The organism is Streptomyces sp. NPDC002896 (assembly GCF_040295225.1).
In the GTDB taxonomy this organism is placed as follows: domain Bacteria; phylum Actinomycetota; class Actinomycetes; order Streptomycetales; family Streptomycetaceae; genus Streptomyces.
The window spans coordinates 58,690-84,972 of sequence record NZ_JBEOVA010000017.1 but is presented as its reverse complement, the minus strand read 5'-3'; the positions used below and the strand labels follow the sequence as shown (position 1 = coordinate 84,972).

The 26,283-nt window shown below is 69.8% G+C and carries 28 protein-coding genes, 1 tRNA gene and 1 pseudogene; 21 read left to right on the top strand and 9 right to left on the bottom strand.

Annotated features, from left to right (window positions below; translation table 11 throughout):
* Nucleotides 1-18: 18 nt before the first annotated feature.
* On the bottom strand, nucleotides 19-837 hold the full coding sequence (locus tag ABT009_RS28745; protein WP_351301013.1) for an SAM-dependent methyltransferase: 819 nt from the start codon (nucleotides 835-837) through the stop codon (nucleotides 19-21).
* 409 nt (nucleotides 838-1,246) lie between these two features.
* Here ABT009_RS28745 and ABT009_RS28740 point away from each other — a divergent pair, with 409 nt between their 5' ends.
* The 9 genes from ABT009_RS28740 (at nucleotide 1,247) to ABT009_RS28700 (ending at nucleotide 7,393) form a co-directional block, all read left to right on the top strand.
* Nucleotides 1,247-3,352: a sensor histidine kinase gene (locus tag ABT009_RS28740; protein WP_351301010.1), complete on the top strand. Its 2,106-nt coding sequence runs from the start codon at nucleotides 1,247-1,249 to the stop codon at nucleotides 3,350-3,352.
* A 117-nt stretch (nucleotides 3,353-3,469) separates the two neighbouring features.
* A complete protein-coding gene (locus ABT009_RS28735; RefSeq protein ID WP_351301008.1) occupies nucleotides 3,470-3,904 on the top strand; it encodes a roadblock/LC7 domain-containing protein in 435 nt (144 codons plus the stop codon).
* A 2-nt stretch (nucleotides 3,905-3,906) separates the two neighbouring features.
* Nucleotides 3,907-4,278: a DUF742 domain-containing protein gene (locus ABT009_RS28730; protein WP_351301005.1), complete on the top strand. Its 372-nt coding sequence runs from the start codon at nucleotides 3,907-3,909 to the stop codon at nucleotides 4,276-4,278.
* Nucleotides 4,256-4,864: a GTP-binding protein gene (locus tag ABT009_RS28725; RefSeq protein WP_351301002.1), complete on the top strand. Its 609-nt coding sequence runs from the start codon at nucleotides 4,256-4,258 to the stop codon at nucleotides 4,862-4,864. The genes ABT009_RS28730 and ABT009_RS28725 overlap by 23 nt, the downstream gene beginning before the upstream one ends.
* Nucleotides 4,861-5,463 (top strand): GAF domain-containing protein, encoded by a 603-nt coding sequence (locus tag ABT009_RS28720; protein ID WP_351300999.1) that lies wholly within the window; start codon nucleotides 4,861-4,863, stop codon nucleotides 5,461-5,463. Before ABT009_RS28725 ends, ABT009_RS28720 begins: the two co-directional genes overlap by 4 nt.
* A 53-nt stretch (nucleotides 5,464-5,516) precedes the next feature.
* Complete coding sequence (locus tag ABT009_RS28715) at nucleotides 5,517-6,101, top strand: helix-turn-helix domain-containing protein (protein WP_351300998.1); 585 nt, start codon at nucleotides 5,517-5,519, stop codon at nucleotides 6,099-6,101.
* A complete protein-coding gene (locus tag ABT009_RS28710; RefSeq protein WP_351300995.1) occupies nucleotides 6,098-6,652 on the top strand; it encodes a GNAT family N-acetyltransferase in 555 nt (184 codons plus the stop codon). The genes ABT009_RS28715 and ABT009_RS28710 overlap by 4 nt, the downstream gene beginning before the upstream one ends.
* A gap of 98 nt (nucleotides 6,653-6,750) precedes the next feature.
* Nucleotides 6,751-7,110: an MmcQ/YjbR family DNA-binding protein gene (locus ABT009_RS28705; RefSeq protein ID WP_351300992.1), complete on the top strand. Its 360-nt coding sequence runs from the start codon at nucleotides 6,751-6,753 to the stop codon at nucleotides 7,108-7,110.
* A gap of 209 nt (nucleotides 7,111-7,319) precedes the next feature.
* Nucleotides 7,320-7,393 (top strand) — tRNA-Pro (locus ABT009_RS28700).
* Nucleotides 7,394-7,424: 31 nt separating this feature from the next.
* Here the strand turns inward: ABT009_RS28700 and ABT009_RS28695 are convergent.
* Nucleotides 7,425-8,516: a tyrosine-type recombinase/integrase gene (locus ABT009_RS28695; protein WP_351300989.1), complete on the bottom strand. Its 1,092-nt coding sequence runs from the start codon at nucleotides 8,514-8,516 to the stop codon at nucleotides 7,425-7,427.
* Here ABT009_RS28695 and ABT009_RS28690 point away from each other — a divergent pair.
* Nucleotides 8,509-8,910 (top strand): hypothetical protein, encoded by a 402-nt coding sequence (locus ABT009_RS28690; RefSeq protein WP_351300986.1) that lies wholly within the window; start codon nucleotides 8,509-8,511, stop codon nucleotides 8,908-8,910. The two genes, ABT009_RS28695 and ABT009_RS28690, sit on opposite strands and share 8 nt — an antisense overlap.
* Nucleotides 8,911-9,025: 115 nt before the next feature.
* Here ABT009_RS28690 and ABT009_RS28685 read toward each other — a convergent pair whose 3' ends face one another.
* The 6 genes from ABT009_RS28685 to ABT009_RS28660 all read right to left on the bottom strand — a co-directional run bounded on the left by ABT009_RS28685 (nucleotide 9,026) and on the right by ABT009_RS28660 (nucleotide 13,151).
* A complete protein-coding gene (locus tag ABT009_RS28685) occupies nucleotides 9,026-9,721 on the bottom strand; it encodes a nucleotidyl transferase AbiEii/AbiGii toxin family protein (protein ID WP_351300983.1) in 696 nt (231 codons plus the stop codon).
* Nucleotides 9,718-10,137 carry a hypothetical protein gene (locus ABT009_RS28680; RefSeq protein ID WP_351300981.1) on the bottom strand — a complete coding sequence of 140 codons (420 nt, stop codon included), beginning with the start codon at nucleotides 10,135-10,137 and terminating at the stop codon, nucleotides 9,718-9,720. The genes ABT009_RS28685 and ABT009_RS28680 overlap by 4 nt, the downstream gene beginning before the upstream one ends.
* Entirely contained in the window at nucleotides 10,134-10,316 is a 183-nt protein-coding gene (locus ABT009_RS28675; RefSeq protein WP_351300979.1) for a hypothetical protein, read from the bottom strand. Before ABT009_RS28675 ends, ABT009_RS28680 begins: the two co-directional genes overlap by 4 nt.
* Nucleotides 10,317-10,560: 244 nt before the next feature.
* Entirely contained in the window at nucleotides 10,561-11,733 is a 1,173-nt protein-coding gene (locus ABT009_RS28670) for a serine/threonine-protein kinase (protein ID WP_351300977.1), read from the bottom strand.
* Nucleotides 11,690-12,169, bottom strand: coding sequence for a hypothetical protein (locus ABT009_RS28665; RefSeq protein ID WP_351300974.1), 480 nt, complete (start codon nucleotides 12,167-12,169; stop codon nucleotides 11,690-11,692). The genes ABT009_RS28670 and ABT009_RS28665 overlap by 44 nt, the downstream gene beginning before the upstream one ends.
* Nucleotides 12,170-12,224: 55 nt before the next feature.
* A complete protein-coding gene (locus ABT009_RS28660; RefSeq protein WP_351300971.1) occupies nucleotides 12,225-13,151 on the bottom strand; it encodes a hypothetical protein in 927 nt (308 codons plus the stop codon).
* 184 nt (nucleotides 13,152-13,335) lie between these two features.
* On the opposite strand from ABT009_RS28660, the gene ABT009_RS28655 reads away from it, so the two are divergent.
* Entirely contained in the window at nucleotides 13,336-13,461 is a 126-nt protein-coding gene (locus tag ABT009_RS28655) for a hypothetical protein (RefSeq protein WP_351300969.1), read from the top strand.
* Between the two features lie 146 nt (nucleotides 13,462-13,607).
* On the opposite strand, the gene ABT009_RS28650 is transcribed toward ABT009_RS28655, so the two are convergent.
* Nucleotides 13,608-15,839, bottom strand: coding sequence for an alpha-L-fucosidase (locus ABT009_RS28650; RefSeq protein WP_351300966.1), 2,232 nt, complete (start codon nucleotides 15,837-15,839; stop codon nucleotides 13,608-13,610).
* 466 nt (nucleotides 15,840-16,305) lie between these two features.
* On the opposite strand from ABT009_RS28650, the gene ABT009_RS28645 reads away from it, so the two are divergent.
* The 10 genes and pseudogenes from ABT009_RS28645 to ABT009_RS28600 all read left to right on the top strand — a co-directional run bounded on the left by ABT009_RS28645 (nucleotide 16,306) and on the right by ABT009_RS28600 (nucleotide 26,251).
* Nucleotides 16,306-17,370, top strand: a complete 1,065-nt coding sequence (locus ABT009_RS28645; protein ID WP_351300964.1) for a sugar ABC transporter substrate-binding protein — start codon at nucleotides 16,306-16,308, stop codon at nucleotides 17,368-17,370.
* A 63-nt stretch (nucleotides 17,371-17,433) separates the two neighbouring features.
* Nucleotides 17,434-18,996, top strand: coding sequence for a sugar ABC transporter ATP-binding protein (locus ABT009_RS28640; protein WP_351300961.1), 1,563 nt, complete (start codon nucleotides 17,434-17,436; stop codon nucleotides 18,994-18,996).
* A gap of 4 nt (nucleotides 18,997-19,000) precedes the next feature.
* A complete protein-coding gene (locus tag ABT009_RS28635; RefSeq protein WP_351301242.1) occupies nucleotides 19,001-20,044 on the top strand; it encodes an ABC transporter permease in 1,044 nt (347 codons plus the stop codon).
* 93 nt (nucleotides 20,045-20,137) lie between these two features.
* Nucleotides 20,138-21,472 carry an L-fuconate dehydratase gene (locus tag ABT009_RS28630; protein ID WP_351300959.1) on the top strand — a complete coding sequence of 445 codons (1,335 nt, stop codon included), beginning with the start codon at nucleotides 20,138-20,140 and terminating at the stop codon, nucleotides 21,470-21,472.
* Nucleotides 21,465-22,362 (top strand): annotated as a pseudogene (locus ABT009_RS28625) (amidohydrolase family protein). Before ABT009_RS28630 ends, ABT009_RS28625 begins: the two are co-directional and overlap by 8 nt.
* Nucleotides 22,353-22,790, top strand: coding sequence for an RbsD/FucU domain-containing protein (locus ABT009_RS28620; RefSeq protein WP_351300956.1), 438 nt, complete (start codon nucleotides 22,353-22,355; stop codon nucleotides 22,788-22,790). The pseudogene ABT009_RS28625 and the gene ABT009_RS28620 overlap by 10 nt, the downstream one beginning before the upstream one ends.
* Complete coding sequence (locus tag ABT009_RS28615) at nucleotides 22,787-23,830, top strand: zinc-dependent alcohol dehydrogenase (RefSeq protein ID WP_351300953.1); 1,044 nt, start codon at nucleotides 22,787-22,789, stop codon at nucleotides 23,828-23,830. The genes ABT009_RS28620 and ABT009_RS28615 overlap by 4 nt, the downstream gene beginning before the upstream one ends.
* Nucleotides 23,827-24,588, top strand: a complete 762-nt coding sequence (locus ABT009_RS28610; RefSeq protein ID WP_351300950.1) for an SDR family oxidoreductase — start codon at nucleotides 23,827-23,829, stop codon at nucleotides 24,586-24,588. The genes ABT009_RS28615 and ABT009_RS28610 overlap by 4 nt, the downstream gene beginning before the upstream one ends.
* Nucleotides 24,585-25,217, top strand: coding sequence for a bifunctional 4-hydroxy-2-oxoglutarate aldolase/2-dehydro-3-deoxy-phosphogluconate aldolase (locus ABT009_RS28605; RefSeq protein WP_351300947.1), 633 nt, complete (start codon nucleotides 24,585-24,587; stop codon nucleotides 25,215-25,217). Before ABT009_RS28610 ends, ABT009_RS28605 begins: the two co-directional genes overlap by 4 nt.
* The gene (locus tag ABT009_RS28600) at nucleotides 25,214-26,251 is read left to right on the top strand and encodes a sugar kinase (RefSeq protein WP_351300944.1); all 1,038 of its coding nucleotides are present in this window, start codon (nucleotides 25,214-25,216) and stop codon (nucleotides 26,249-26,251) included. Before ABT009_RS28605 ends, ABT009_RS28600 begins: the two co-directional genes overlap by 4 nt.
* Nucleotides 26,252-26,283: the final 32 nt, after the last annotated feature.

Genomic DNA, 26,283 nt, shown 5'->3' with positions numbered 1-26,283 from the left:
GATCGGGCCGCGGCGAGGTCAGGGCTTGCGGCCGAGACCACCGTGCTGACCGATCGGCACCGGTTCGCCGGATGACGATTCCTCCGGCCGCCACATCGGAACCGAGACGACTCGCGGCTCCACGAGCTCCAATCCGTCGAAGAACGCCGCAATCTGTTCGACGGGCCGCAGAAAGTACGCGACCGCGCCGGTCTCGTTGTAGCCGTCCTGTGCCTGCTCGTAGGCCGGATCGGTGCCCCGCGAACCGTCGTTGACGGACAGATAGCTCCCGGGCGGCAGACCGTCCATCAGCCGGCGGACGATGGAGCGTGCCTGATCGTAGTCCGCTACGTGGCCCAGGATGCCGCTGAGTATCAGGGCCGTCGGCCGCGTCAGGTCCAGCGTCTCGGCGGCGGCCGCCAGGATACGGTCCGGCTCGTACAGGCTGGCGTCCACGTAGGCGGTCGCCCCCTGTGGGGTGGAGCCGAGCAGGTCGCGGGCGTGCGCGAGCACCAGAGGGTCGTTGTCGACGTAGACGATCCTGGCCGCCGGCGCGATCCGCTGAGCGACCTCGTGGGTGTTGTCCACGGTCGGCAGGCCGGATCCCACATCGAGAAACTGCCGGACACCCGCCTCAGCGACCAGGTAGTGGATGCTGCGCCGCAGGAACGCGCGGCTGCTTCGGGCGATGGTGACGATGTCGGGGAAGGCGGCGCTGTATGCGTCGCCGGCCTCCTGGTCGACGGGGTAGTTGTCCTTGCCGCCCAGCCAGTGGTTCCAGATACGGGCCGAGTGCGGCACCGAGGTGTCGATCTTCTCGTTCGCGGCGGTTTCGGGCGTGGTCACGTGGTCGGTCATGGGCACCGTTTCTCTCAGCGGGTTCAGATCCGGCCGGACGTGGTGTGGTGGCGGCTCGACGGAGTCCGGAGCCGCTGCGAACACCAGTCCGGAATGAATTTCGTACTGTCATCCGAAGCGTCATACCAGAGCGGGACGTTGCTCGCCTGAGTTTGTCAACTGCCCGCCGCACATGATGAGTTGGCGACTACCGTCAGTGTTCGTCGCGCGACGCAGGGCCTTGTCCGGCTTCACGCACCGCACTGCGATGCCGCATGCCTGAGTCGCGCCGCACGTCGGAGCGCACAGGCGCACCACGGCCCACTCCGCACCACTCCGACGTACCCCAAGCAACGCGAAGTACCTCCACGCACCCCCGAAGCACCCCGAAGCACACCCACGCACTCGAAGCATTCGTACTAGGACGCTGATGTCTCACCTTCGTGCACCGGCCGCACGTGCAGACCGCCGTGAAGGCGGGCGGCACGGCAATCCGGGCGGCCGTACCGTGCCGCAGCTGCCCGAGACGCCCATACGGCCGCAGCTGCTGCGCATCGCGGTACTGCCACCCGTCGCGGTCGCCCTGAGCGCGTGCGCCGCCGTGCTGTGCACCGTCCGGTCGACGGGTGTCGCGCCGAGCCCCACGCTGTGGGCCGTGCTCTCCGGCGCCGTCGGGGTCACGCTGGCGGGCATCGTGATCGCCGCCGTCGCGGCCGATCGTGCGGCGAGGACCGTCCGCGACCACGTCGGTGTCCTGCGCCGCACAGCCGCCCGAAACCAGTCCGACCTGCGTGACGTCGTGGAGTCGTTGCGCCGGGGCGACGGCCCGCCGCCGGCTCGTCGTACGCCTGCCCAGGGCGCCCCGACGGGCGACGACTTCGCCCAGCTCGCCGATGAACTCTCCCGCGCCCACGACGTGGCCGTGGCCTCCGTGGTCCAGGCCGCCCAGCTCTCCAGCCAGGCCGGAAGCGAGCAGAAGGTCGAGGTGTTCGTCAATCTCGCGCGGCGGCTCCAGTCGCTCGTGCACCGCGAGATCACGATCCTCGACGACCTGGAGAACGACGTCGAGGACCCCGAACTGCTCAAGCGGCTCTTCCACGTCGACCATCTGGCCACCCGCACCCGCCGGCACGCGGAGAACCTCGCCGTGCTCGGTGGCGCGGTCTCCCGCCGCCAGTGGACCAATCCGGTCTCCATGACCGAAGTCCTGCGCTCGGCCATCGCGGAGGTCGAGCAGTACTCGCGCGTGAAGCTCGTGCCGCCCATCGACGGCACGCTGCGCGGGCACGCCGTCGCCGACGTCATCCATCTGCTGGCCGAACTCGTCGAGAACGCCACCGCGTTCTCCGCCCCGGGAACCCAGGTCCTGCTGAGCGCGGGCAAGGTCACCTCCGGCCTTGCCGTCGAGGTCGAGGACCGCGGCCTCGGCATGCCCGTCACCGAGCAGAACAAGCTGAACGCCCTGCTCGCCGACCCGGACCAGGTCAACGTGGCTAGCCTCCTCCAGGACGGTCGGATCGGCCTGTTCGTCGTCTCCCAACTGGCCCGAAGGCATGGCATCGCGGTGCGGCTCGGGACGAACATCTACGGCGGCGTGCAGGCCGTCATCGTCGTACCTCAGGACCTGCTCGGCGCGGAGCCGGAGCCGGACCAGCCACAGGCGCGCGACCTCCAGGCACCGGCCGTGCCCGGCGTGCCGCGGCCGACGGGGAACCGCGGCACCGGCGGCGACACGGTGGGGGTGCAGGGGCGGCAGCCGGTCACCGTAGCCGAGGCCCCTGTGCCGGCGCACGGCACGCGCATCGCCGTCCCGCGGCAACGGCAGGGGCAACCGCAACCGGCACTGCCCCAGGAACCGGCACCGTCCTCCCAGGAACCGGCGCGGTCACAGGATCCGACACAGCCCGATGAGCCGACGCAGCCCCGGGACGTCGGGTCGCAGCCTTGGCCCCGGATCCTGCCGCAGCCGGATGGGACGGCCCCCCGGCCCGCGCCGTCGCCCGACGGGACCGAGCCGTCCATGGCCTCCGCCAACGGAACTCTGGCTCTCCCGGCCCATGCACCGGCCGATACGACGACCACTCAGCCCGCCGCACCCGCCGCTCAACCCGCGACGAGCAGAGGCCTCGCGCCCCTGCCCGTTCGCGGAGCTCGCAAGACCCGCCCCAACATCGCCGAAGCCCTGCCCGGCATCCGGTCCGAGGAGCGGCAGGCCCCGGCGGAGCACGCCTCCACCCTGCTCACGCCCCGCTCGGAAGCGATGCGCACCACCCCAGTGGAGCGGCCCCAGCTTCCCAAGCGCCGTGCCCAGCAGCACATAGTGCCGCAGCTTCGGGAAGGGCCCGTCCCCCGCCGCGATGAGGAACTCGTGTGCCACGACCCGGGGCTGATGGCCGCGTTCCGGCGCGGCATCGGCCTGGCCGAGGCGCAGTACGCACGCGACCAGGCAGGCGATCGGGCACCCGACCACCGTCCCGATCACCGTCCCGATCACCGTCCCAGCGCCCGGCACGACGGGGGCGAACCGGCCGGCTGACGCGCTCCACCCCACATGTCCCCACGGCCCACATGTCCCCACGCATGTCCCGCACACATGTCCCGCAATCTCCCGCTCCCGCAGACCTTCGTACTACCCCAAGGAGTCGATCCCCCCATGGCGAGCGATGTGCCGACCGGCCATGTTTCCGATCTCGACTGGCTGATGAGCGGCCTCGTGCAGCGCGTGCCGCACACCAGGAGCGCCGTGCTGCTCTCCTCCGACGGGCTCGTGAAGTCCGTGCACGGCCTCGACCCCGACAGCGCGGACCACATGGCCGCCCTCGCGTCGGGTCTCTACTCGCTGGGCCGCAGTGCGGGCGTCCGGTTCGGGGACGGCGGGGAGGTGCGCCAGGTCGTCGTGGAGCTCGACTCCACCCTGCTGTTCGTCACCACCGCGGGCTCCGGCACCTGCCTGGCCGTACTCGCCGGGCGCGAGGCGGATGCGGCCGTGCTCGGCTACGAGATGGCGATGCTGGTCAAGAGCGTCCGTCCGTATCTGGTGACAGCACCCCGGCAGCCCGTCGCCGATCCTTCGGCGATGAGGCCTTGAGCGTGGCGGCGCCGCAGGACGGGCCGTGGTTGGACGGGGCGGCCGGACGGCTCGTCCGCCCCTACACGGTCAGCAACGGCCGGACGCGTCCGTCCGCGGCCCTGGATCTGCTGTCGCAGTTCATGACCACCGGAACCAAGCCCCTCGGCTATCTCGGTCCAGAGCACCGGCAGGTCCTCGACCTGTGCAAGGGCCCGCTCTCGGTCGCGGAGATCGCGGGCCACCTGAAGCTTCCCGCAGCCGTCACGAAGGTCCTGCTCTCCGACCTCGTCGACTGCGGGGCGCTCACCACCAAGCCCCCCGACTTCTACCACAACCCCACTGACCGGTCCCTGCTGGAGGCAGTGCTCGATGGACTACGACGACAGCTCTGACGCCTTCCCGACCGCGCTGAAGATCCTTGTCGCGGGCGGGTTCGGGGTCGGCAAGACCACCTTCGTCGGCGCGGTCAGCGAGATCGCGCCGCTCAGTACGGAGGAGCTGCTCACCACGGTCAGCGCGGCGACCGACAGTCTGGAGGGCATCGAGAACAAGGTCGAGACGACCGTCGCGATGGACTTCGGGCGCATCACCCTCGACCCGCAGCATGTGCTCTACCTGTTCGGTACGCCTGGGCAGGAGCGGTTCTGGTTCATGTGGGACGAGCTGTCCGAGGGTGCTCTCGGGGCGGTGATCCTCGCCGACACCCGGCGGCTGCAGGACTGCTTCCCTGCCGTCGACTTCTTCGAGGAGCGCGGCCTGGGGTTCATCCTCGCGATCAACGACTTCGACGGCGGGTACCGCTACGACCCCGAGGAGGTACGTGCCGCGATAGACCTCGATCCCCGGGTGCCCGTGGTGCGGTGCGACGCGCGGATCTCCAGTTCCGCGATCCAGACCCTGCTGACCCTCGTCAAGCATCTGCTGGCCCACGCCCCGTCCCACGCGCCCAGCCACGGAGCCCATGGAGCCCACACATGAGGTACCACCCGCCCGCCTCCGCGGCCCCTCTCCTGCTGACGCCTGTCGACAACGAGGCCCCCGCGCGGATGCAGCGGCTGCGCTCGCTCGGGTTGGGGCAGCGGCCCGAGCCGGCGCTCGACGCGTTCGCGGACCGGCTGGCAGAGGTGACCGGGGCGCCGTACGCCATGGTCAACTTCATCGACGAGGACCGCCAGTTCTTTGCGGGACTGCATGTGCCCGGCGGCGGGCACGCCGGTATTGAAGGGGTGCATAGGGCACTTAGGGCAGGGACACATGGGGCCGGGGCACATGGGGTGAGCCGCTATATGGCTAGAGACCATGGGTACTGCCCCCATGTGGTCGTCCGACGCAAGGCGCTCGTCCTGGAGGACGTCTGCGACTTTCCGCGGTTCGCCGGGAACCCGGTCGTCGACGAGATCGGGATCCGCTCGTACATGGGCGCTCCGCTCATCGATCGCACTGGCACCGCACTAGGCACTGTGTGTGTCGTGGACACGGAGCCGCGGCGCTGGGGGAGGGCCGGGCTCGAGACGATCAAGTCGATGGCGGCGGAGCTGACCGAACAGCTCCAGGCCCGGGAGGACGGCGGCATCTGACCGTGGCCTGGCTCATATAAGTCCTGTTTCACATCTGGGATAGAATCCCGAATATGAAACAAGACGTGAGTGTGCTCGCCGCCGACCCGGTGGACGTCCGACTCGCGGCGCGCCTGGCGGAACTGCGCGCCGAACGAGGCTGGTCGCTGGGCGAGCTGGCAGAACGCACCGGAATCAGTCGCTCGACGCTGTCCCGCGCGGAGCGCGCGGAGATCAGCCCCACGGCCTCTCTTCTCAACCGGATCTGCGCCGTCTACCAGCGCACCATGTCGCAGCTGCTGAGTGAGGTGGAGGCGGAACCGGCCCAGGTGGTGCGCGCGGCCGACCAGGCGGTGTGGACGGACAGCGCCTCCGGATTCGTACGGCGATCGGTGTCGCCGCCACTCGCGGGCCTGCGCGGTGAGATCGTGGAGGGTCGGCTCGAGGCGGGCGCGGACATCGCGTACGACCGGCCTTCCGTGCCGGGCCTGGAGCAGCACGTCTGGGTCCTCGAGGGGACGCTGCACCTCACCGCCGAGGGCGACGAACACGTCCTGGACAGCGGTGACTGCCTGCGCTTCCGGGTGTGGGGGCCGACCCGTTTCCACTGCCCCGGGCCGAACGCGGTGCGGTACGCGCTGATGGTGGTGGCGCCATGACGCGGACACGGACGCGGATACAGCGGCTGTCGTCGACGGAACTCGTCGCCGCAGCGGACGCCCTGGGTGATCTCCTCAGCGACGTCGTGGCCGGCGGCTCGTCGCTCGGGTTCCTGGCCCCCTTCGACCCGGCCGCGGCCGCCGAGTGGTGGCGGAGCCTGGTCCCCGCGGTGGCGGACGACCGCCTCGCCGTCTGGACCGCACGGGATGGAGACCGCGTGATCGGTACGGTCAGCGTCGCCTTCGTGGACAAGCCCAACGGCCGGCACCGCGCCGAGATCAACAAGCTGATGGTGCACCGCGCGGCACGCGGCCAGGGGCTCGGCCGCACCCTGCTGACCACCGCGGAACGTGAGGCGGCCGCCGCAGGCGTGACCCTGCTGATCCTCGACACCGAGACGGCAAGCCCCGCCGAGTTGCTGTACCGCGCGGCCGGCTGGACCCAGGCCGGCGTGATCCCGGACTTCGCGACGGACCCGGCCGGGACCCTGCATCCGACGACGCTGTTCTACAAGCATGTAGGGCACGAGGCGGTGCAGCCCGGCGCGTGACGCAGTAGGGAGGGCGGATGACGGCCCTCAACGAGGGGGCGTGTGACGCTTTCCGACTCCGACGGGGAATGTCAGCGGCTTTGGCTACGGTTCGTGTCATGCCAGACGCAGACGACGTACGCCGCATCGCCCTCTCGCTGCCGGATACGACGGAGAAGATCGCCTGGGCCATGCCCACCTTCCGCGTAGCCGGAAAGATGTTCGCCACGCTGCCCGAGGATGAGACGTCCATCGCAGTCCGCTGCCCCAAGGAGGAACGCGACGAGCTGGTCCTCTCGGAGCCGGCGAAGTTCTGGATCGCCGACCACGAGGCAGGCTTCGCGTGGGTCCGTGTGCGGCTGGGCGCACTCGAGGACGACGGCGAGCTGCACGACATCCTCGCCGACTCCTGGCGCCAGGCCGCACCGAGCCGCCTGCTCGATACGTATCCGGAGCTGGGACTGCCGGCAGCCGACTGACACGCTGCACAGCGGGCCGACGACGTCTCCCGCTGACCCCGCGCGTGTGCGCTCGACGGCCCGTATGCGCAGGTGGTGGGGACATGCCGGGTCCAGGCGGCGGCCGCCGGCATGTCATCGAGACGAGAAGCCGTGAGCGACCACGGGCCGGAGTGCGGTATGGTTTCCGTGCGCGTTCGGCCAGGGGAAACCCCAGGTCATACGAGCATCGGGACGTGGCGCAGCTTGGTAGCGCACTTGACTGGGGGTCAAGGGGTCGCAGGTTCAAATCCTGTCGTCCCGACTCTGCTTTTCGCAGGTCGGAGGTCGCCTTTTCAGAAATGGGAAGGCGGCCTTTCGTGCGTCCCGGGGTGTGGTGGTCGCAGTGTGGTCGCACGCCAGGGTTGGGGCTGGTTCGCGGTGGTGCTGAAGGCGGGCGGGGCGGGGGAGCGGAGCCGGCGGACGGCCTCGTGGAGGCGACGGATGTGGTCGCGTGGTGGTCGCAGCCACGCCGGCCGGTCCGTCCGACTGCTGGTCTTCTCGGCTCCGGTGAGGGTGTGGTCGATGGTGTCGACGGCTTCGCGGGCGGCCTGTTGGGTGAGGTGGCTGTAGAGGTTCGCGGTGGTGGACAGGGTGGAGTGCCGCAGGGTCTTGGAGACGACGGTGAGGGGGACGCCGGCGGTGATGGTGATCGTGGCGGCCAGGTGCCGCAGGTCGTGCACGGTGATCCGCGGGACGCCAGCTTCCTCGGAGAGCCGGTGGAGCCGGTCGAGCACGAGGTGCGGTCCGAGCGGGTGGCCGTCGGGCCAGCAGAAGACCAGCCCGGCGAACGGATCGGCGGGGTCGCTGTGGGTTTGGGGTGCTGATCGTGCCCGATGCCGGAGGGCGGCGGCGACGCGGGGTGAGATGGCCACCCAGCCGCGGCTCGATCGGGTCTTCGGTGTGGTGATGACCAGCCGGTTGTTGTCGACTGCGGAGAGCGTGGAGCGCACGTAAACAACGCCCTCGTCGAGGTGGACGTCGTTCCAGTGGAGGCCGAGGGCTTCGCCCTTGCGCATGCCGGTGCCGATGAGGAACTCGAACAGGTCGGCCATCTCGGGGTCGGCCTGGCGGCAGTGGGCGAGGAAGCGGGCAGCCTCCTTCGCGGTCCAGATCCGCCGCTCCGGCGACGGCGGTCGGCGCAGGGCGGGGGGACTGGCCGGGTTGTGCGGGAGGCGGTGTTGCCGGACCGCGTCGCCGAGCGCGCTGGAGAGGGTGGCCAGGCACCGGTAGAGGGTGGTCCGTCCACGGCCGGCAGCAAGCTGGCCGGTGGCGAAGGCTGAGATGTGCCGGTGTCCGAGCCCGTCCAGCTTGAGGCTGCCGAAGGCCGGGATGAGGTCGTTGCGGACGTAGTCGCGGTAGCGGGCCATCGTGGTCGGCTTGAGCACCAGCCTTGGCGGCCAGCCAGGTGTTCAGATATTCGGCCACAGTCTGGTCGGGGTCGCCGTTGAACCCGCCGGCCTCACACTCCAGGAATCGACGGAGCGCGGCCTCGGCGGCCTCGTGGCTGTCGAAGCCGCCCCTGCGGACGGTCGTCCGATGATCGTCGGGACTGGGAATGTCGACGGCGAAGGTCCAGGTTCCGTGCTCGCTGTCGGTGAGCAGGTGAGGACAGCGAGCGCCGAGCTGGTGGCGCTGGGTGTCGCGGCAGCCACACCGGCGATAGACACGGCCGCGGCCGAGGGCGGTACGCATGAGGATCGCCTCCAGGAGGCGGAGGAAGTGCCGACATCTCCAGCCTGCGACCACACGCGACCACCAAGCCCGTCACATCCGCGGTGACCAGTGCGTTTCCCGTGTGAGCGCGCCAAGGGCGGGCGGCGACTCTGTGGGCGATTAGCACCATGATTGGCACTCCGGGCGCCGATCAGCCCGGCGCGCGCAGCGGTCCCGCCGCTCAGAGATCGTACGGGTCGTCGTCGCCGTCGGCGTGGGTGCCTTCGGCGAGGCGCTGGGCGAGGCCGTCGAGCCACTCCTGGGCCCATGCGCGCAGGGCGGTGATCTGTTTGGTGGTGAGGCCGTAGGCGGTGAACTCCGTGTCGCTGACCCATTCCAGGGTTTCGAGGCGGTCGTGGAGTTCGGTGAGGTCGAATTCGTCGGGGTGGCGGGCGCCGAGGTTTTCCAGGTCGGCGGTGGTGTAGAGGTCGCGGGCGGCGTGGACGTCGATGAAGTCGCGGGGCAATCCCCGGTCGGCGAGCGCGCGGACCTTGGTGCCGATCAGATCCTCCAGCGCGAGTACAGGGCCGACGTCGAGGACGACGGGCGGCCGCCACAGGGCTTCCTTGAGCACGTCGACTTCGCAGGCGTGGCCGCTGATGGGGTCGGCGGCCAGGAAGCGGGCTTTGAGCGGCTGGATGTCGATGACGGTAATGTCCCAGCCGCGGGCGGTCAGCCCGCCGGTGAGCGTGGTGATGATCTCTTGCATCGGGGCGGGGTGGATGGTGGCGAAGTCCAGGTCCTGGCTGGGACGGTGTACCAGCCCGTGCGCCTGCACGGCGTAGCCGCCCATCAGCGCCAGCCCGTATCTGCTCCCCAGCTGAAGGGCATCGGTGAGTAGCCGCCGGTGGTGCGCGGGGACCTCGTCCAGATTCACGCTGCGGCATCCGCCGATGCCGCCGTGGCCGTCATGCGCAGCTGGGGGAAGGCGTTCTCCCAGGCGGTGCGGACGCCGCGGCCGATCATGCGGCGCAGCCGGGGCCAGTGCGCGCGGAGCAGGTCGGCGTTCAGGAATGTCGTGTAGTCGTCGTGGAAGCCGCTGGTCAGGACGGTTCGGTAGAGGCCGAGGAGAAGTTTCTCGTCCGCGAGGTCGTAGGCGCGCAGTCCAGACCAGGCCACGTGCAGCGGCAGCTCGACGACGCCTGCGCACGGGCCGCGCAGTTCCTCTAGCCGCCGCGGCAGCTGCCGTGCCTCGGGCGCCCAGCGCTGCCGGTGCGTGGCCCCGGCAGCCGACTCCCGCCCCGGCTCGGCGTCGTGAGGGCCGGGCCGCTGGCGCTCGTCGTGCGTCGTCATGGCAGCCAGCGTACGCGGCGCGGGGCCCGAGCGGTGGCCGGTTGTGCCCTCTGCCGGCATCCGTAGGTGTCGATCACGCTGTGTGACGCTCCGGTGTCTTTGTTGCGGTCGCGCATCGGGAGCAGGCGCAGGAGCGCGAAGGTGTTGGTCGCGGCGAGGTAGGCCAGGCGGAGCAGCATGGCGGATCATGATGCCGCCCCTGCCCTGTCTGCGTGAAGATAGGGGACGAGCGGTGGGTACGGCCAGAACAGTGATCAAGGTTGTGATCAGGCCGGATGATTTATCGCATCCGCACTGCTGGCAAAGGAGAGGGTCAGCGGGCCGCGACGGGCGGAGCAGAGGGGCAAGATCCTTGTCGGGCTGTGTGTTTGACACCCCCAGTCACAGCGTGATTGGGAAGGGGTGATCACACCAGGTGTGATCTCACTCGCCCTCGACCCAGCGCGCCATGCCTTCGAAGGCGTCGAGCGTGCGGGTGTGGCCCGGGCCGAACCAATCGCTGCAGTCCCGGCCGAGCCGGTCGTACAGTTCGGCGGCACCGCGCACGTCGCCGCTACGGCCGGTGAGGTCGGCCAGATCCATGCGGGCGGTGACGACGAGGGGGTGGTCTAGGCCGTGCTCCCGGGCCAGCCGCCGGACCTCGAGGTCGGCCGCGCTGAGCTGGCTGGCGAAACCGCTGTCGCGCCGGGGTACCCCGAGGTCAGGGGCGGCACGTCGCTCCTCCATGGCCTCATCGAGGCGGCGCTCCACCTCCGCGATCGCGTGCACGACCGTGCGTGCGTTCTCGGGACGCTGCCGCGGGTCCTTTGCGAGCAGCGCCATGATCAGTTCGTCGAGTCGTGCGGGGACACCCGCCGCCTGCACGCGTGGGGGCTTGGGCACCGTGTCCTGGTGCGCCAGGGCGAGGGCGATCGGATCGGCGCGGTCGTCGCCGAAAGGCGGCCAGCCGGTGACCATCTCGTACATCACGCAGCCCAGTGAGTACAGGTCGCTGCGCTCGTCGCCCGGCTCGGCACGGCACCGTTCCGGCGACATGTACAGGGGGGTGCCAGCATGGCTGCGAGTCTCGGTGACATCGACGAAGCGGGACAGGCCGAAGTCGACGATGCGTACGTCGCTTTCGGCCTCGCGGACGAGTACGTTGCCCGGCTTGATGTCACGGTGTACGACGTCCTTGTCGTGAGCGGCCGCGAGTCCCTGGGCGATCTGGCCGCTCCAGCGGCAGGTTCGGGCCAGTGGCAGAGGTTTGGGGCCCACGCAGTCGGTCAGAGGCTGCCCGTCGACGTACTCCATGACGAGGAACGGGTCGGCGCCGCTCATGTGGCAGTCGTAGATCCTGGCGACGTATGGGCTGTCTACCTTGGCAGCGATCAGGCTCTCGCGCTCGAACCGGCCGCGCACGCTCGCGACGCGTACGGGATCCGGCCGCGGGCCCACCAGCTTGTCCAACGCGGGGAATTTCAGGGCGACTTCACGGGCGAGGACTGCGTCGCGTGCCAGCCACACGTGCCCGAATCCGCCGCTGCCCACGTGACGGACCAGTTCGAAACGGTCACGGGGCCCGGCGAACCGGCGGCCCTCTTGGGGACCGTTCATTCCTGGGCTCCTTCCCGGTGAGGGTCTCCCCCGCACCTGTTTCGAGTGCGCCCGCCTCGCCACGCCAAGCCCGCTCGCCCCAGGACTCCAGCCCCGGCGCCTCGTCGAGGTTCTCCCGCCAGGCCGTGAAAAACACGGTGCGCTGACCCAGAGCCCGGCTCAGGGCGGCGGTGCCGGCGCGGGCATTGTCCCGTCCCTCGCGGCTCAGTTCCTGCTTGCGTACGGGAACCCGCCGCCACTCGGCGATCAGCCAAAAGACGGCGGCGATCGCCAGGAGGATCACGGTGACCCGCGGTGTACCCCGCGGCACGAGGAACGCCGTGACGGCGCTCGCCAGCGACATGGAGGCCGCGGTGATCATCCGGACCCGGTTGAGCCGGACCGACTCGACCTGCTGGCGGGTGCGGTCCTCGATCAGGCTCCGCAACTCGTTCACCAGTAGCTGCTCCGGCACCGTGACGGCCGGGTCAGCGGGCAGGGGACGCCGCCACTCACCCCATGTGACGTCGATCTGAGGGGGCAGCAGCGACCGTGAGTGTTCGATGTAGGCATGGGAAGCGCTCAGCATCTGGGGCCACACCGCGCGCAGCGCCAGCAGGCGCGCCTCCTCTCCAAGGCGTACTGATTCCGGGACGAACACGGCGTTGACCAGCAAGGTGCGCAGATCCACCGGGGTGGCGGCGGCCTGTTGCACCGTGTGCTCCTGACGCCGCCTTCTCGTCGCCGCCGTGCTCGACGACGAGTTCCAGGTAGCGCATACGCGACGCGAGCGTGGCCTCGTCGGCGTCGTGTCGGTCGATGAGGGCGTCGAGGGCGCTGGCCGCGTGCCCGGCCGGGTCCTTGTCTTGGTCCCCGGGGAACGCGCGGTGGAGATGGGTGAGCGTGGCCGCCGGGATGGTTGCCCATTCCCATCCGCGGCGCAGTTCGTCCCAGTCCCCGGCACACACCCGGCTCAGCTCCTCGAAGCGCTTCTCGGGCAGCTCTTCGCCCAACTCGCCCATGTGGTGGGCCACTTGGTTGGTGAGCGTGGACGCCTGGGCCAGGCCGAGACGGTCCAGCCAGCGCTCCATGGCCTGGCGGGTGTAGGCGTGGGCCTGCGCGCCCAGTTCGTTGCAGGCGACGGCGTCGAGGACGACGTGGAAGTCCTCGTCGAGGGCGTAGGGATCAAGCGACTGTAAATAGCGGTCCATCCAGCGGGCGGCCTCATCCAGTTCGCCCAGGCGCGTGCAGGTCAAGGTGAAGAAGAGGTTGGAGCGGGCCTGGTCAAGGGAGTAGGCCTGGGCGCGGGCGCGGCGCATCTGCGGCGCCTTGTGCAGGTGCCGGGCCGCGAGGGACACCATGGCCGGGCCGAGCCAGAAGTCCGGCTCCATGAGCATGCGTTCCTGGGCGCACGCGGCTACCAGGTCCTTGTCCACCACGTCCCGTTCCAGGGCGTCCCTTGGTCAGAGCGTGCACGAGGCCGTGTGCCAGGGCCCGGGTCTTGCGGCGCTGCTCGAACCGCGCGTGCCAGTCGATGGTGAGTCGCGTCAGCTCGGCCTCCGCCAGCGTCCGCGCCTGGTCCTTAGCGTATTGATCGGTGAACTCATCAAATTTTCGCCCCAGTTGGCGTACAGAGTCCTCGACCCGGTCGACCGTGTGCGAGACGTCGCTCAGCTCGGCGGCGACGGTCCTGAACTGGCCGCGCAGTGCGACGACCTCGTCGTGCACCACCTCGACCCGGGCACCTAGCGCGTCGACACCGCGATCCACCTGCCGCAGACCGTTCGCGAAGTCGTCGAGGCCCTCCTCCACATCCCCCTGGTCGCTCACATCGCCCCCCCCGGTAGGTCAGCGCACTCGGTGCCGCGCCCTCGCCCGGCAGCGCGCTCCGCCGGCTATAGCACGGTGAAGGTCCACTGCAGGTTGGTGCTGCTGCCGTAGGTCCACTGCTTGGTGATGGAACCCGATTCGACGTTGCCGCCACTATCGAGGGCCAGGCCGGTGGTGCGGTTGGCGATCGAGTAGCGGTCGCCGCCCCGGTGGGTGATCGTCCACTGCTGGTTGCTGCCACCGTTCCACGGGGCCTGTCTGGCTGCGGAGCCGTCGGCGGTGGCGCCCCAGCCGTCGGCGACCATGCCGTTGGTGCGGTTGACCAGCCTGTAGTAGCCGCCTCCGACCGCCTCCGCCCGCCACTGGAGGTTGGAGCTGCCGTCCCAGGTCCACTGCTTGAGGTTGGACCCGGAGGCGACGTTGCCGCCGCTGTCCAGGGCGAGGCCGTTGGTGACGTTGGTGATCCGGAAGTACGTCGCCGGGTTGAACTGGACCCTCAGCGAGGTGATCTGGTCGTTGTTGCCGGTGACCCGCAGGTCGGAGTTGTCGGCGGTGAAGGTCCAGGAGGTGCCGGTGAAGTTGTCCCCGGAGTAGCCGATGACCTGGTAGCCGGGAGCGGGCCGGAGGGAGGAGAGGGTGCGTGCGCCCAGTCCGGCCGCGGTCAGTTCGGCCTCGGTGTAGTCGCCGACGGTGAGCACGGCGGAGTCGCCGGTGTAGTTGACGTCCTTGAAGGCGATGGCGCCGGCGAGCGGCAGAAGCCCCGGGATCGTGCCGGAGAAAGCCAGCTTCAGGACGTAGACGCCCGCACTGTACGGGACCGAGGACGGCAGGGTGACCGTGAGGCCCGAGGAGCTCTGCGTCGGCGTGGGCAGGTCGATGTAGGTGCCGGCGGTGGAGCCGAGGAGCTTGACCGAGGTCAGCGAGGAGAGGTTGATCCGGTCCGAGCTCAGGGTCTTGATCGTCAGCGAGCTGCCGGGCCAGCCCAGGACGGTGGCGTACAGGACGTTGTTGGCCTTGTTGCGGGTGAAGCGGATGTCCTGCGGCGTACCGGCGTGCGGGGTGGTGAACGCGCCGCCTCCCATCTTCGTCGGGCCTTCGCCGTACGCCGTCCAGGCGCGGGTCGCGTACACCGACTCGCCGAAGCGCTTCAGGTGGTCTCCGATACCGAGCAGGATGTCCTTCTGCGCCTGGGGGATGGTGCCGTCGGCCATCGGTGCGATGTTCAGCAGCACGTTGCCGTTCTTGCTGACCCGGTCGATGAACGAGTGCAGCATCTGCTGGATGCTGTAGTAGCCGATGCCCTGGGTGTAGCACCAGCTGCTGCTGGAGATGCTGTCGTCGGTCAGCCAGTACGGGGTGGTGAGGTCGGCCGGGCCGCCGCGTTCGTAGTCGAAGACCTCGCCCTTGCCGTTCATGCCGTCCTTGTAGGTGGCGACGACCTCACGGCCCCAGCTGTTGGCCTGGTTGTAGTAGTACGACAGGAAGTTCAGGCGCTGTGTCTCGTCGACGGCGTCCAGCTTGAAGTCCTGCCACAGGATGTCGGGCTGGGCGCGGTCGATGACCTCTTTGAGCTTGTCGAACCAGAGCTGGTTCTCCGCGGATGAACCCAGTTGCCCGTAGAGCTTCTTGAGGCTGCCGTCCGTCTGCGCGGGGACGTATTCGTAGAAGCCGTTGAAGTTGTACGCGTGGTGCATGGCCACCAGCAGCTTCAGGCCCTTGGCGCGGATGGCCGTGGAGAACAGCCGCAGCAGGTCAAGACCAGGGCCCTTGTTCACCGAGTTCCACTCGTTGACCTGGCTGTCCCACATGGAGAAGCCGTCATGGTGCTCGGCGACCGGGCCGGCGAACCTGGCGCCGGCGTCGACGAACAGCTGCACCCACTCGTCGGGGTCGAACTTCCCGCCGGCCGACTTCAGCTTCGGCGCGAACTTCACGGTGTTGCCCGCCAGGTCCCGCGCTCCGTTGATGAAGTTGTGGTACGGCCACGCCGACGGCTGGCCGTAGGTCGCGATGTGGTGCTGGTTGGCGTTGCTGCCCGCCTGATACATGCTGCGCGGGTACCACTCGTTGTCGAAGGCGGGGACGCTGAAGGCGCCCCAGTGGAAGTAGATCCCGAACTTCGCGTCCTGGAACCACTCCGGAGCCGGCGGGTGCTGGTCGACCGAGTTCCAGTCGGGCGTGTAGGTGCTGGGCGCCGCCTGGGCGATGCCGGCACTGCACACACCTCCGGCAACGGCCGCCGCGGCTACGCAGGTGGCGCCGGCCAGGAAGTGGCGTCTGTTGATCGAACTCGACATGGAGACATCCCTGGTGCGGAAGAGGACAGGGGAATGCCAGGGGGACACGAGTCGGCGTGGCTGCTGTGCATGGGGCGCCGCTTGTTACGCATGAAGGTCCGCCATGTCTCCCTGGGATGTCAACTGGCGTGCAGGGATGAAAGGCATCGATCGATCAGGCGATTTGCTCTCCTTGCTCGCGTTTGTCACGCATTACGGCCAGTTAAACATGGCATGTCTGGCGAGCCTCCCTGGCTAATTCGAGTCATCGAGCGGCGAGTATTGATGGGATGGATCTAGATCGTGAGAGGTGCCCTCTTCTTCGTTAGTGGGGTTTTTGACCCAGTATTGCGTCGCGAATCGAGCAGAGGGCTGGACAGCACGCCAGTGGGACCCCTATAAACATCCCATCTCTAGCGCGCGGCGATACACAGATGTCGTCGAGGCGAAACATCTCCCGCTACGGGACCGGCGCGAGGAAGCATCGATGAGACTCAGAACCGCCCTCTGTTCCGCCGTTTCCGCCCTCTCCGCACTGGCGCTGCTCAGCGCGTGCGGCAGCGGCTCCACGTCCGCGGCGTCGGCGAGTGACACGCCGCTGGTCGGCGTCGACTACCCGCGTTCCGACACCGACTTCTGGAACTCCTACATCAAGTACACGCCCCAGTACGCCAAGGAGCTGGGGCTGGACCTGAAGACCACCAACTCGCAGAACGACGTCGCCAAGCTCACCGCCAACGCGCAGACGTTCATCAGCCAAGGCGTCAAGGGCCTTGCGATGGCCCCGCAGGACACCGCCGCCATCGCCCCGACCTTGGCGCAGCTGGAGGCGAAGAAGATACCGGTCGTCACCGTCGACACCCGCCCCGACACCGGCAAGGTGTTCATGGTCGTGCGCGCCGACAACCGCGCGTACGGCGAGAAGGCGTGCCAGTGCCTGGGCACCAAGCTCGGCGGCAAGGGCAAGGTCGTGATGCTCCAGGGCGACCTGTCCTCCATCAACGGCCGTGACCGCACCGAGGCGTTCAACGACTGCATGAAGAAGAACTTCCTGGACATCAAGGTGTTCGGCGAGGCCACCAACTGGGACGGCGCTGTCGCCGCGCAGAAGCTCCAGACCGACCTGACCGCCAACCCGGACATCAAGGGCATCTACATGCAGTCCAGCTTCGCCCTGTCCGGCACCCTCCAAGTCCTCAAGAAGAAGGGTCTGCTGGTCGGCCCCGAGGACAAGAAGCACGTGTTCGTCGTCTCCAACGACGGCATCCCCGAGGAGCTCAAGTCCATCGCCGAGGGCAAGATCGACGCCACCGTCTCCCAGCCGGCCGACCTCTACGCCAAGTACGCCCTGTACTACCTCAAGGCCGCGATCGACGGAAAGACGTTCAAGCCCGGCAAGACCGACCACGACAGCACGATCATCCAGGTGCGCGACGGCCTGCTCGAGGACCAGCTCTCCGCCCCGCTCGTCACCGCCGACGGCGGCACCTACGGCGGCGTGCCCAGCGTCAAGAGCGACGAAAAGTCGCTGTGGGGCAACAACCTCGGCTGATTCCTCTGATCCCTCTGATTTCTCATCGGGAACGCAACGGCGTACGAGAACAAGGCGGTTGAGATGAGCGACGGGGAGCGAGCAGTCACCCCCGCGCCCGCCCCGGCGGACGACGGACGGGTCCCGGCGGACCCGCCCGTCGTCGAGGCGGCGGGCATGGTCAAACGATTCGGTCCGACCGTGGCCCTGAACGGTGCCCGGATCACCATCAGGCGTGGCGAGACCCATGCGCTCGTCGGCCGCAACGGGGCCGGCAAGTCGACCCTGGTGTCGGTTCTCACCGGCCTTCAGGCCCCCGACGAGGGAACGGTGACCTTCGGCGGCGAGCAGGCCCCCCGGCTCAGCGACCGCGATGCCTGGCGGGAACGCGTGGCCTGCGTCTACCAGAAGTCGACGATCATCCCCACGCTGACCGTCGCCGAGAACCTCTTCCTGAACCGGCACGACCACGGACGTAACCGGCTCATCAGCTGGCAGGCTACCCGTCGCCGCTCACAGGACCTCCTGTCGACCTGGTCGGTGGACGTCGACCCGCAGACCCCGGCCGTTGAACTGAGCGTCGAACAGCGGCAGTTCGTCGAGATCGCCCGGGCGCTGTCCTTCGGGGCGCGGTTCATCATCCTTGACGAGCCGACCGCCCAACTCGACGGGGCGGCCATCAACCGCCTCTTCGACCGCATCCGCGACCTTCAGCGCCAGGGCGTGACCTTCCTGTTCATCAGCCACCATCTCCAGGAGATCTACGAGATCTGCGACATGGTGACGGTGTTCCGAGACGCCCGGCACATCGTGACCGCGCCGGTCGCGGAACTGGGCCGCGCCGACCTCGTCGCCGCCATGACCGGCGAGGCGGCGGCCGACCGGCGCGAGGAACGGGCCGGCACCCTCGACCCCGGCGCCACGGCCGCGCTGGGCGTCCGCGCGCTGCGGGGAGACGGGTACGACGACGTCAGCTTCCAGGTCGGGGCCGGCGAGATCGTCGGCCTCGCAGGTGCCGCCGGCAGCGGGCGAACCGAGGTCGCCGAGACCGTCGTAGGGCTGCGGGCGGCAACTGCGGGCGAGGTGGAGATCGCCGGGAGGCGGCCCCGGCCGGGCAGCGTGCCCGCCGCGCTCGCCGCCGGCGCCGGATTCGTCCCCCAGGACCGGCACCACCAGGGATTCGTTCCCGACATGTCGATCGCGGACAACACCACACTGTCCGTACCGAAGCGGCTCGGCCAGGGCGGGTTCCTCAGCCGCGGCCGCCGAGACCGGCTCGCCGCCGGCATGATCGAGAACCTCGCGATCAAGACTCCCGGTCCCGAATTGCCCGTCTCCGCGCTGTCCGGGGGCAACCAGCAGAAGGTCGTCATGGCCCGCGCCCTGGCCGACGACCCGCGGCTGCTGGTCCTGATCAACCCGACCGCGGGCGTGGACGTGCGCTCCAAGGAGTTCCTCCTGGGCAAGGTGGAGGAGACCGCGGAGACCGGCACCGGAGTGCTCATCGCCTCCGACGAGCTCGACGACCTGCGCATGTGCGACCGGGTCCTGGTGATGTTCCAGGGCCGTGTGACCTCAGAGATCGCCCGCGGCTGGCACGACCACGACCTCGTGGCCGCGATGGAAGGAGTGGACTTGTATGCCTGAAGTGATGCCGGAACCCGTCCTCGCGGACACTGTCGCGGCCAACGCCGCGGAACCGGAGGCGAAGCGGAGCGCGCTGTTCGGCGGCCGGATACCGCTGGCGCGGCTGCGCGACCTCGCGCTCGTCCCGGCCATCGTGGTCATCGCGATCGTCGGTCAGATCGTCAACCCGGTCTTCCTGCAGGCCGACAACCTCATCAACGTCCTGCAGACCATGTCCGAGATCGCCCTGCTGGTCCTCGCCCAGACGATGATCCTGATCGTCAAGAAGATGGACCTGTCACTGGAGTCCACCATGGGCCTCGCGCCCGGCGTCGCGGCCTGGCTGGTGGTGCCGACCGGCGCGGGACACGGACTCGGACTGCTCCCCGGCGCCTGGTCGGTCCCGGTCACGCTCGCCGTGGGCGCGCTCGTCGGCGTGGTCAACGCCCTGCTGATCATCCGCTTCGGCCTCAACGGCTTCATCGTCACCCTCGGCATGCTGATCGTCCTGCGCGGTGTCCTCACGGGCATCTCCGGTGGCCAGACCTTCTTCCAGCTGCCCGAGTCGATGCTCTACCTCGGTACCGCCGAATGGTTCGGCATGCCCGCGTCCATCTGGATCTGCCTGGTGCTGTTCGCCGTCGCGATCGTGGTGCTCGGCTGGACCAGCTTCGGCCGCTCGCTGTATGCCATCGGCGGCAACGTCGACGCGGCGAAGGCGGCCGGTATCCGCACGGACCGGGTGCTGGGGATCGTCATCGTCACCGGCAGCGTGCTCGCCGCCCTCGCCGGGCTGATGCTCTCCGGACGTCTGGCCTCGGTCGCCTCGGCGCAGGGCAACGGCTACATCTTCACCGTCTTCGCCGCCGCCGTCATCGGCGGGATCAGCCTCAACGGCGGCAGGGGCACCATGTTCGGCGCCTTCAGCGGCATCCTGCTGCTCTTCATGATCCAGAACGTTCTCACCCTCGCCGGCGTCCCCGCCCAGTGGATCGGCGCCCTCAACGGCCTGATCATCCTGGTCGCACTGACCATCTCGCGCATCACGGGCGGCAAGGTCCAGGAGTGATGCGGGCGGCCGTACAGGCCGCCCGAAACCCTCCACCGCCCACGTCTCGTCGCAAGGGGCCGTATCGCCCCTGCCCTCACAGGAGTTGCCGCCATGTCATCCGCCCTGTCCGCTTCCCCGGCTTCTGCCCTTATCACCGCTCTGGACGTGCTGGACGTGCGTTTCCCGACGTCCGAGCACCTGGACGGGTCGGACGCGATGAACCCCGAACCCGACTACTCCGCCGCCTACGTCGTCCTGCGCACCGACGCCGGCGACGGACTCGAGGGCCACGCGCTGGCCTTCACCACCGGCCGCGGCAACGACGTACAGGCCGCCGCCATCGCGGCCCTGGCCCCGCACGTGGTCGGCCTCTCGGTCGAAGAAGTCTGCGGCGATCTCGGCGCGTTCTCGCGCTCCCTCGTCCACGACCCCCAACTGCGCTGGCTCGGCCCGGAGAAGGGCGCCATCCACATGGCCACCGGCGCGGTCGTCAACGCCGCCTGGGACCTGGCCGCCAAGCGGGCCGGCAAGCCCGTGTGGCGCTTCCTCGGCGAGATGTCTCCCGAGGACCTGGTCGTACAGGTCGACTTCCGCTGGCTCAGCGACGCCCTCACCCCCGAGGAGGCCCTGGAGATCCTGCGCCGCGCCGAACCCGGCCGCGAACAGCGCATCGGCCGCCTGCTCGACCAGGGGTACCCCGCCTACACCACCACCCCCGGCTGGCTCGGCTACTCCGACGAGAAGCTGGCCCGCCTCGCCCGCGAGGCCGTCGCCGAGGGCTTCACCCAGATCAAGCTGAAGGTCGGCGCGTCCCTGGAGGATGACGTACGGCGCATGCGCACCGCCCGCGAGACGGTCGGCGACGGCATCCGCATCGCGGTCGACGCAAACCAGAGATGGGACGTGCAGCCCGCGATCGACTGGATGCACGCCCTGGCCCCCTACGACCCGTACTGGATCGAGGAGCCCACCTCCCCCGACGACATCCTCGGCCATGCGGCGGTCCGCAAGGCCGTCAGCCCCATCAAGGTCGCCACCGGCGAGCACATCGCCAACCGGGTCGTCTTCAAGCAGCTCCTCCAGGCCGGTGCGGTGGACATCGTGCAGATCGACTCCGCCCGGGTCGGCGGTGTCAACGAGAACCTCGCGATCCTGCTGCTCGCCGCGAAGTTCGGAGTGCCGGTCTGCCCGCACGCCGGCGGGGTGGGGCTGTGCGAGATGGTGCAGCACCTGTCGATGTTCGACTACGTCGCCGTCTCCGGCACGGTCGAGGACCGCGTCATCGAGTATGTCGACCACCTGCACGAACACTTCGTCGACCCGGTACGCATCGCCGACGGCCACTACCTGGCGCCGACGCTGCCGGGACTGAGCGCGCAGATGCACCCCGAGTCCCTCAAGGAGTACGCCTACCCCGACGGCCCGGTCTGGACCGCCCGTGTCTGACGCCCAGGACCTCGTCGACGCCCACCACCACATGTGGAACCTGGACCTCCGTCCGCAGCCCTGGCTGGACGATCCGGGCCACGAGCCGATCCGCCGCAACTTCAGCTCGCACGCCCTGCGATCGGCCGCGACCCGGCCGATCGCCGGACGGCGACTGACGAGCACGGTGGTCGTCCAGTGCATCGCCTCTGTGCCCGAGACACGCGACCTTCTCGCCCTGGCCGACAGCGACCCGTTGATCGGCGCCGTCGTCGGCTGGGCGGACCTGACATCCCCCGCGATCGGCGACGTACTCGACGATCTGCGGACCGGGTCGGCAGGCCGGTACCTGCGGGCCGTACGCCACCTCGTGCAGGGCGAGTCCGACCCGCACTGGCTCCAACGACCGGACGTCGAGAAGGGATTGCGAGCGGTCGGGGAGCGGGGACTCGGATACGACGTGCTGATCCGCAGCCACCAGCTCCCGCAGGCGATCCGTCTCGCGGAACGGCTCCCCGAACTGCCGCTCGTCCTGGACCATGCCGGCAAGCCACCGCTCGCACGGCAGGACCTGACCGACTGGACGCGGCAGGTGCGCACGCTGGCATCCCCAGGTCCGGTGCAAGGTGTCGGGTCTGATCACAGAAGCCGACCACGAGAAGTGGACCGTCGACGACATCCGCCCGGTATGGGACGCCCTGCTCTCCGCCTTCGGTCCCGACCGCCTGATGTTCGGCTCCGACTGGCCGGTCTGCGTCCTCGCCGGCGGCTGGAACCGCTGGGCCGCCACCGTCGAGGAACTCCTGGACGGCTGCTCCGGCACCGAGATACACGCGGTGCTCGCCGGCACCGCGACGGCCTTTTACCACCTGACCCCTGCCCCGACGAAGGAGGGGACGCCGTGCTTCTGACGGAACTGCTGCACCCCGGGATCCTCGAGTCCCTGGCGGGCGCCGGCCACGGTGCCCGTGTGCTGCTCGCCGACGGCCACTATCCCGCGAGCACCGCCACCGGAGAGCGCGCCGGAACCGTCCACCTCAACCTGGCCCCCGGCCTGCTCGACGTGACCACCGTGCTCGACGTCCTGCTGCGTGCCCTGCCCGTCGAGTCGGCCCATGTGATGGTGCCACCCGATGGCGAACCGGAGCCGCCGGCCATCGCCGAGTACCGCTCGATGCTGGCGCCCGTCCCGGTCGACACGCTCGGGCGCTTCGAGTTCTACGACGCCGCCCGCTCGCCCGACCTGGCGCTGGCGATCGTCACCGCCGACACCCGTACCTACGCCAACCTGCTGCTGACCATCGGCGTCCGCGCTGAAGGGACCCTGACGACACGATGACACTCGCCGTCCGTTACACCGCTGCCCGCACCCTGGCCACGGCTCCCGCCGAAACCTCCGCCCCCGGACCCGGCGAGGTGGAACTGGCCCCCGCCTACGTCGGCATCTGCGGTACCGACCTGCACATCTTCCACGGCGACATGGACGCCCGGGTCCACGCGCCCGCCGTCCTGGGACACGAGATGTCCGGCCGCGTCGTACGCGTCGGCCCGGGCGTCGAGGGCTGGCGGCCCGGTGACGCGGTCACCGTGATGCCGCTGCGCTGGGACGACACCTGCCCGGCCTGTATCAGAGGCCATCAACACATCTGCCAGCACCTGGACTTCATCGGTATCGACTCCCCGGGCGCGATGCAGCAGCGCTGGATTGTGCCCGCCTCGACGCTCATCCGGCTGCCCGACACCCTTCCCCTCGACCGGGCCGCGCTCGTCGAGCCGACAGCGGTCGCCGTGCACGACGTGGGCCGGGCCGAGGTCGCCGAGGGCGAGAAGGTCGTCGTGGTCGGCGGCGGCCCCGTCGGCATCCTCATCGCGCTGGTCGCACGGGCCGCGGGCGCCGAGGTCCGGGTGGTGGAGCTGAGCACTCACCGCCGGCTGCTCGCCGAGGAGTTGGGGCTGACGGCATGGAATCCGGCCGACGACGACGTGCCGGAGCTGGTGCGGCAGTGGACCGGCGACGCGGGCGCGGACGTCGCCTTCGAGGTGTCCGGTGCGGCGGGCGGCGTGGAGACGGCGGTCGACGTGCTGGGTGTACGCGGCCGTCTCTGCCTCGTCGCCATCCACCCCCGGCCCCGCGAGGTCAACCTGCATCGCTTCTTCTGGCGCGAACTGACCCTGGTGGGAGCCCGGTTGTACGACCGCTCCGACTTCGAGAAGGCAGTGACACTCGTCGCGGACGGCACGATTCCGGCCGAGCGGCTGATTAGCAAGGTCGTGCCGCTGACGCAGGCACCCGCCGCCTTCGAGGCCCTGGAGGGCGGCGGCGACGTGATGAAGATCCTCGTGAACTGCACCGACGACGCTCCGGGAGCCGCCGTATGACCTCGTTCGACCTCACCGGGAAGCTCGCCGTCGTCACGGGAGCCCGGCGCGGCATAGGCCGGGCCATGGCCCGCGCGCTCGCCGAGGCCGGCGCGGACGTCATCGGCGTCAGCGCCGCGCTGGAGTCCTCCGGCAGCGCGGTAGAGAAGGACGTCGTCGCCGCGGGCCGCACGTTCGAGGCGATCCGCACGGACTTCGCCGATCCCGAGGCCGTCCGGGCCCTGGGCGCGGACCTGGCCGGGCGCGAGCGGCCGGTGGACATCCTGGTCAACAACGCGGGCACGATCCGCCGTGCCCCGGCAGCCGAACACGCCGACACAGACTGGGAGCTGGTGCTCCAGGTCAACCTCAACGCGCAGTTCGCGCTGACCCGCGCGGTCGGCGCGACGATGGTGGCCCGCGGCCAAGGGAAGATCATCTTCACGGCGTCGCTGCTCAGCTTCCAGGGCGGCATCACCGTCCCCGGCTACACCGCCGCCAAACACGGCATCGCCGGACTGACCAAGGCGCTGGCCAACGAGTGGGCCCCACAAGGCGTGAACGTCAACGCCATCGCACCCGGCTACATCGCCACCGACAACACCCAGGCACTGCAGGACGACCCGGTACGCAGCAAGGCGATCCTGGACCGCATCCCGGCCGGCCGCTGGGGCGACGCCGACGACCTGGCGGGTGCCACGGTCTTCCTCGCCTCGGACGCCGCCGCCTACGTCCACGGCGTCGTCCTGCCCGTCGACGGCGGATGGCTCGGCCGATGAGCGGCACCGACCTGGCCTCCGTACTGGCCGGAGCCCGAGTGATGCCGGTACTGACGGTGCGGCGCGTCTCGACCGCCGGCCCGCTGGCCGACGCGCTTGCGGCGGGTGGTGCCCGGTGCGCCGAGGTCACCTTCCGCACACCGGACGCCGAGCTGGTGTTCAAGGAGATGGCCGCCCACGGTGGCCTGGCCGTCGGCGTAGGCACGGTCCTCACGCCCGAGCAGGCGGAGCGGGCCGTGGCGGCCGGGGCCCGCTTCGTGGTCTCGCCCGGCTTCGACGAGGAGGTCGTCGCGAAGTGCCGCGAGCTGGGGGTGCCCGTGGTGCCCGGCATCGCCACCGCCACCGAGCTGATGCGCGCCCTGAAGGCGGGCCTCGACACCGTCAAGCTCTTCCCCGCCGAGTCGCTCGGCGGCGTGCGGACGCTGCGGGCGCTCGCGGCGCCCTTCCCCCGGATGCGCTTCGTGCCGACCGGCGGGATCGGCGCTTCCCGCCTGGGCGCCTACCTCGCCCACCCGGCGGTCCTCGCCGTCGGAGGCAGCTGGATGGCCACCACCGACCACCTTCGGCGGGGCGACTACGAGGAGATCCGCCGGCTTACCGCCGAGGCGGTGGAGAGGAGCACGACGTGATCGACGTGGTGGCCCTCGGCGAGGTGATGCTGCGCTTCGACCCGGGCGAGGGACGGATCCGCACCACCCGCACCTTCCAGGTCTGGGAGGGCGGCGGCGAGTACAACGTCGCACGCGGACTGTGCCGCTGCTTCGGCCTGCGCACAGCCGTCGTGACCGCCCTCGCCGACAACGCGGTGGGCCGGCTCGTCGAGGACCTGATCCTCCAGGGCGGCGTCGACACCTCGCTGATCCGCTGGGTGCCCGACGACGGCATCGGCCGCACCGCCCGCAACGGCCTCAACTTCGTCGAACGCGGCTTCGGAGTCCGCGGCGCGCTAGGCGTCAGCGATCGCGCGCACACCGCTGTGTCCCAGTTGCGGAAGGGTGACGTGGACTGGGACGCGATCTTCTCGGCCGGGGTGCGCTGGTTCCACACGGGCGGCATCTTCGCCGGCCTGTCCGACACCACGGTGGACGTCGCGGACGAGGCCATGGCCGCGGCGCGCCGCCATGGCGTCACGGTCTCCTACGACCCCAACCACCGTCCCAGTCTCTGGGTCGGCCGGGGCGGCGCCGAGCGGGCCCGCGAGGTCGACCTGCGGCTCGCCCGGCAGGCCGACGTCGTTGTGGGCGCCCTGGGCCTGGCCGGGACGCATCCGGGGCAGGCGCGCATCGGGGCCGACGAGGCGGCGGACGCGCTCGCCGAGGTGGCCGGCCTGCTGCCCGAGGCGAAAGTGCTGGCGACGACCCTGCGCGACGTGCCCTCGGCCGGGGTCAACGACTGGTCCTCGGCCGGCTGGTCCGCCGAAACCGGCTTCGTCACCGGCCCGCGGATGCCCGGCCTGCAGGTCCTGGACCGCATCGGTTCCGGCGACGCCTTCGCCGCCGGTCTGATCCACGGACTGCTCAGCGACACCGGCCTGGAGCGCGCCCTGGCCTACGGCACCGCCCACGGCGCGCTCACCATGACTACGCCCGGAGACGTCTCCATGGCCTCGCTCGCCGAGGTCGAGGCGCTCATCGCGGGCGGATCAGCCCACGTCAGACGCTGACCGGCGCCCCATCGCACGTATCCCAGGAGCAC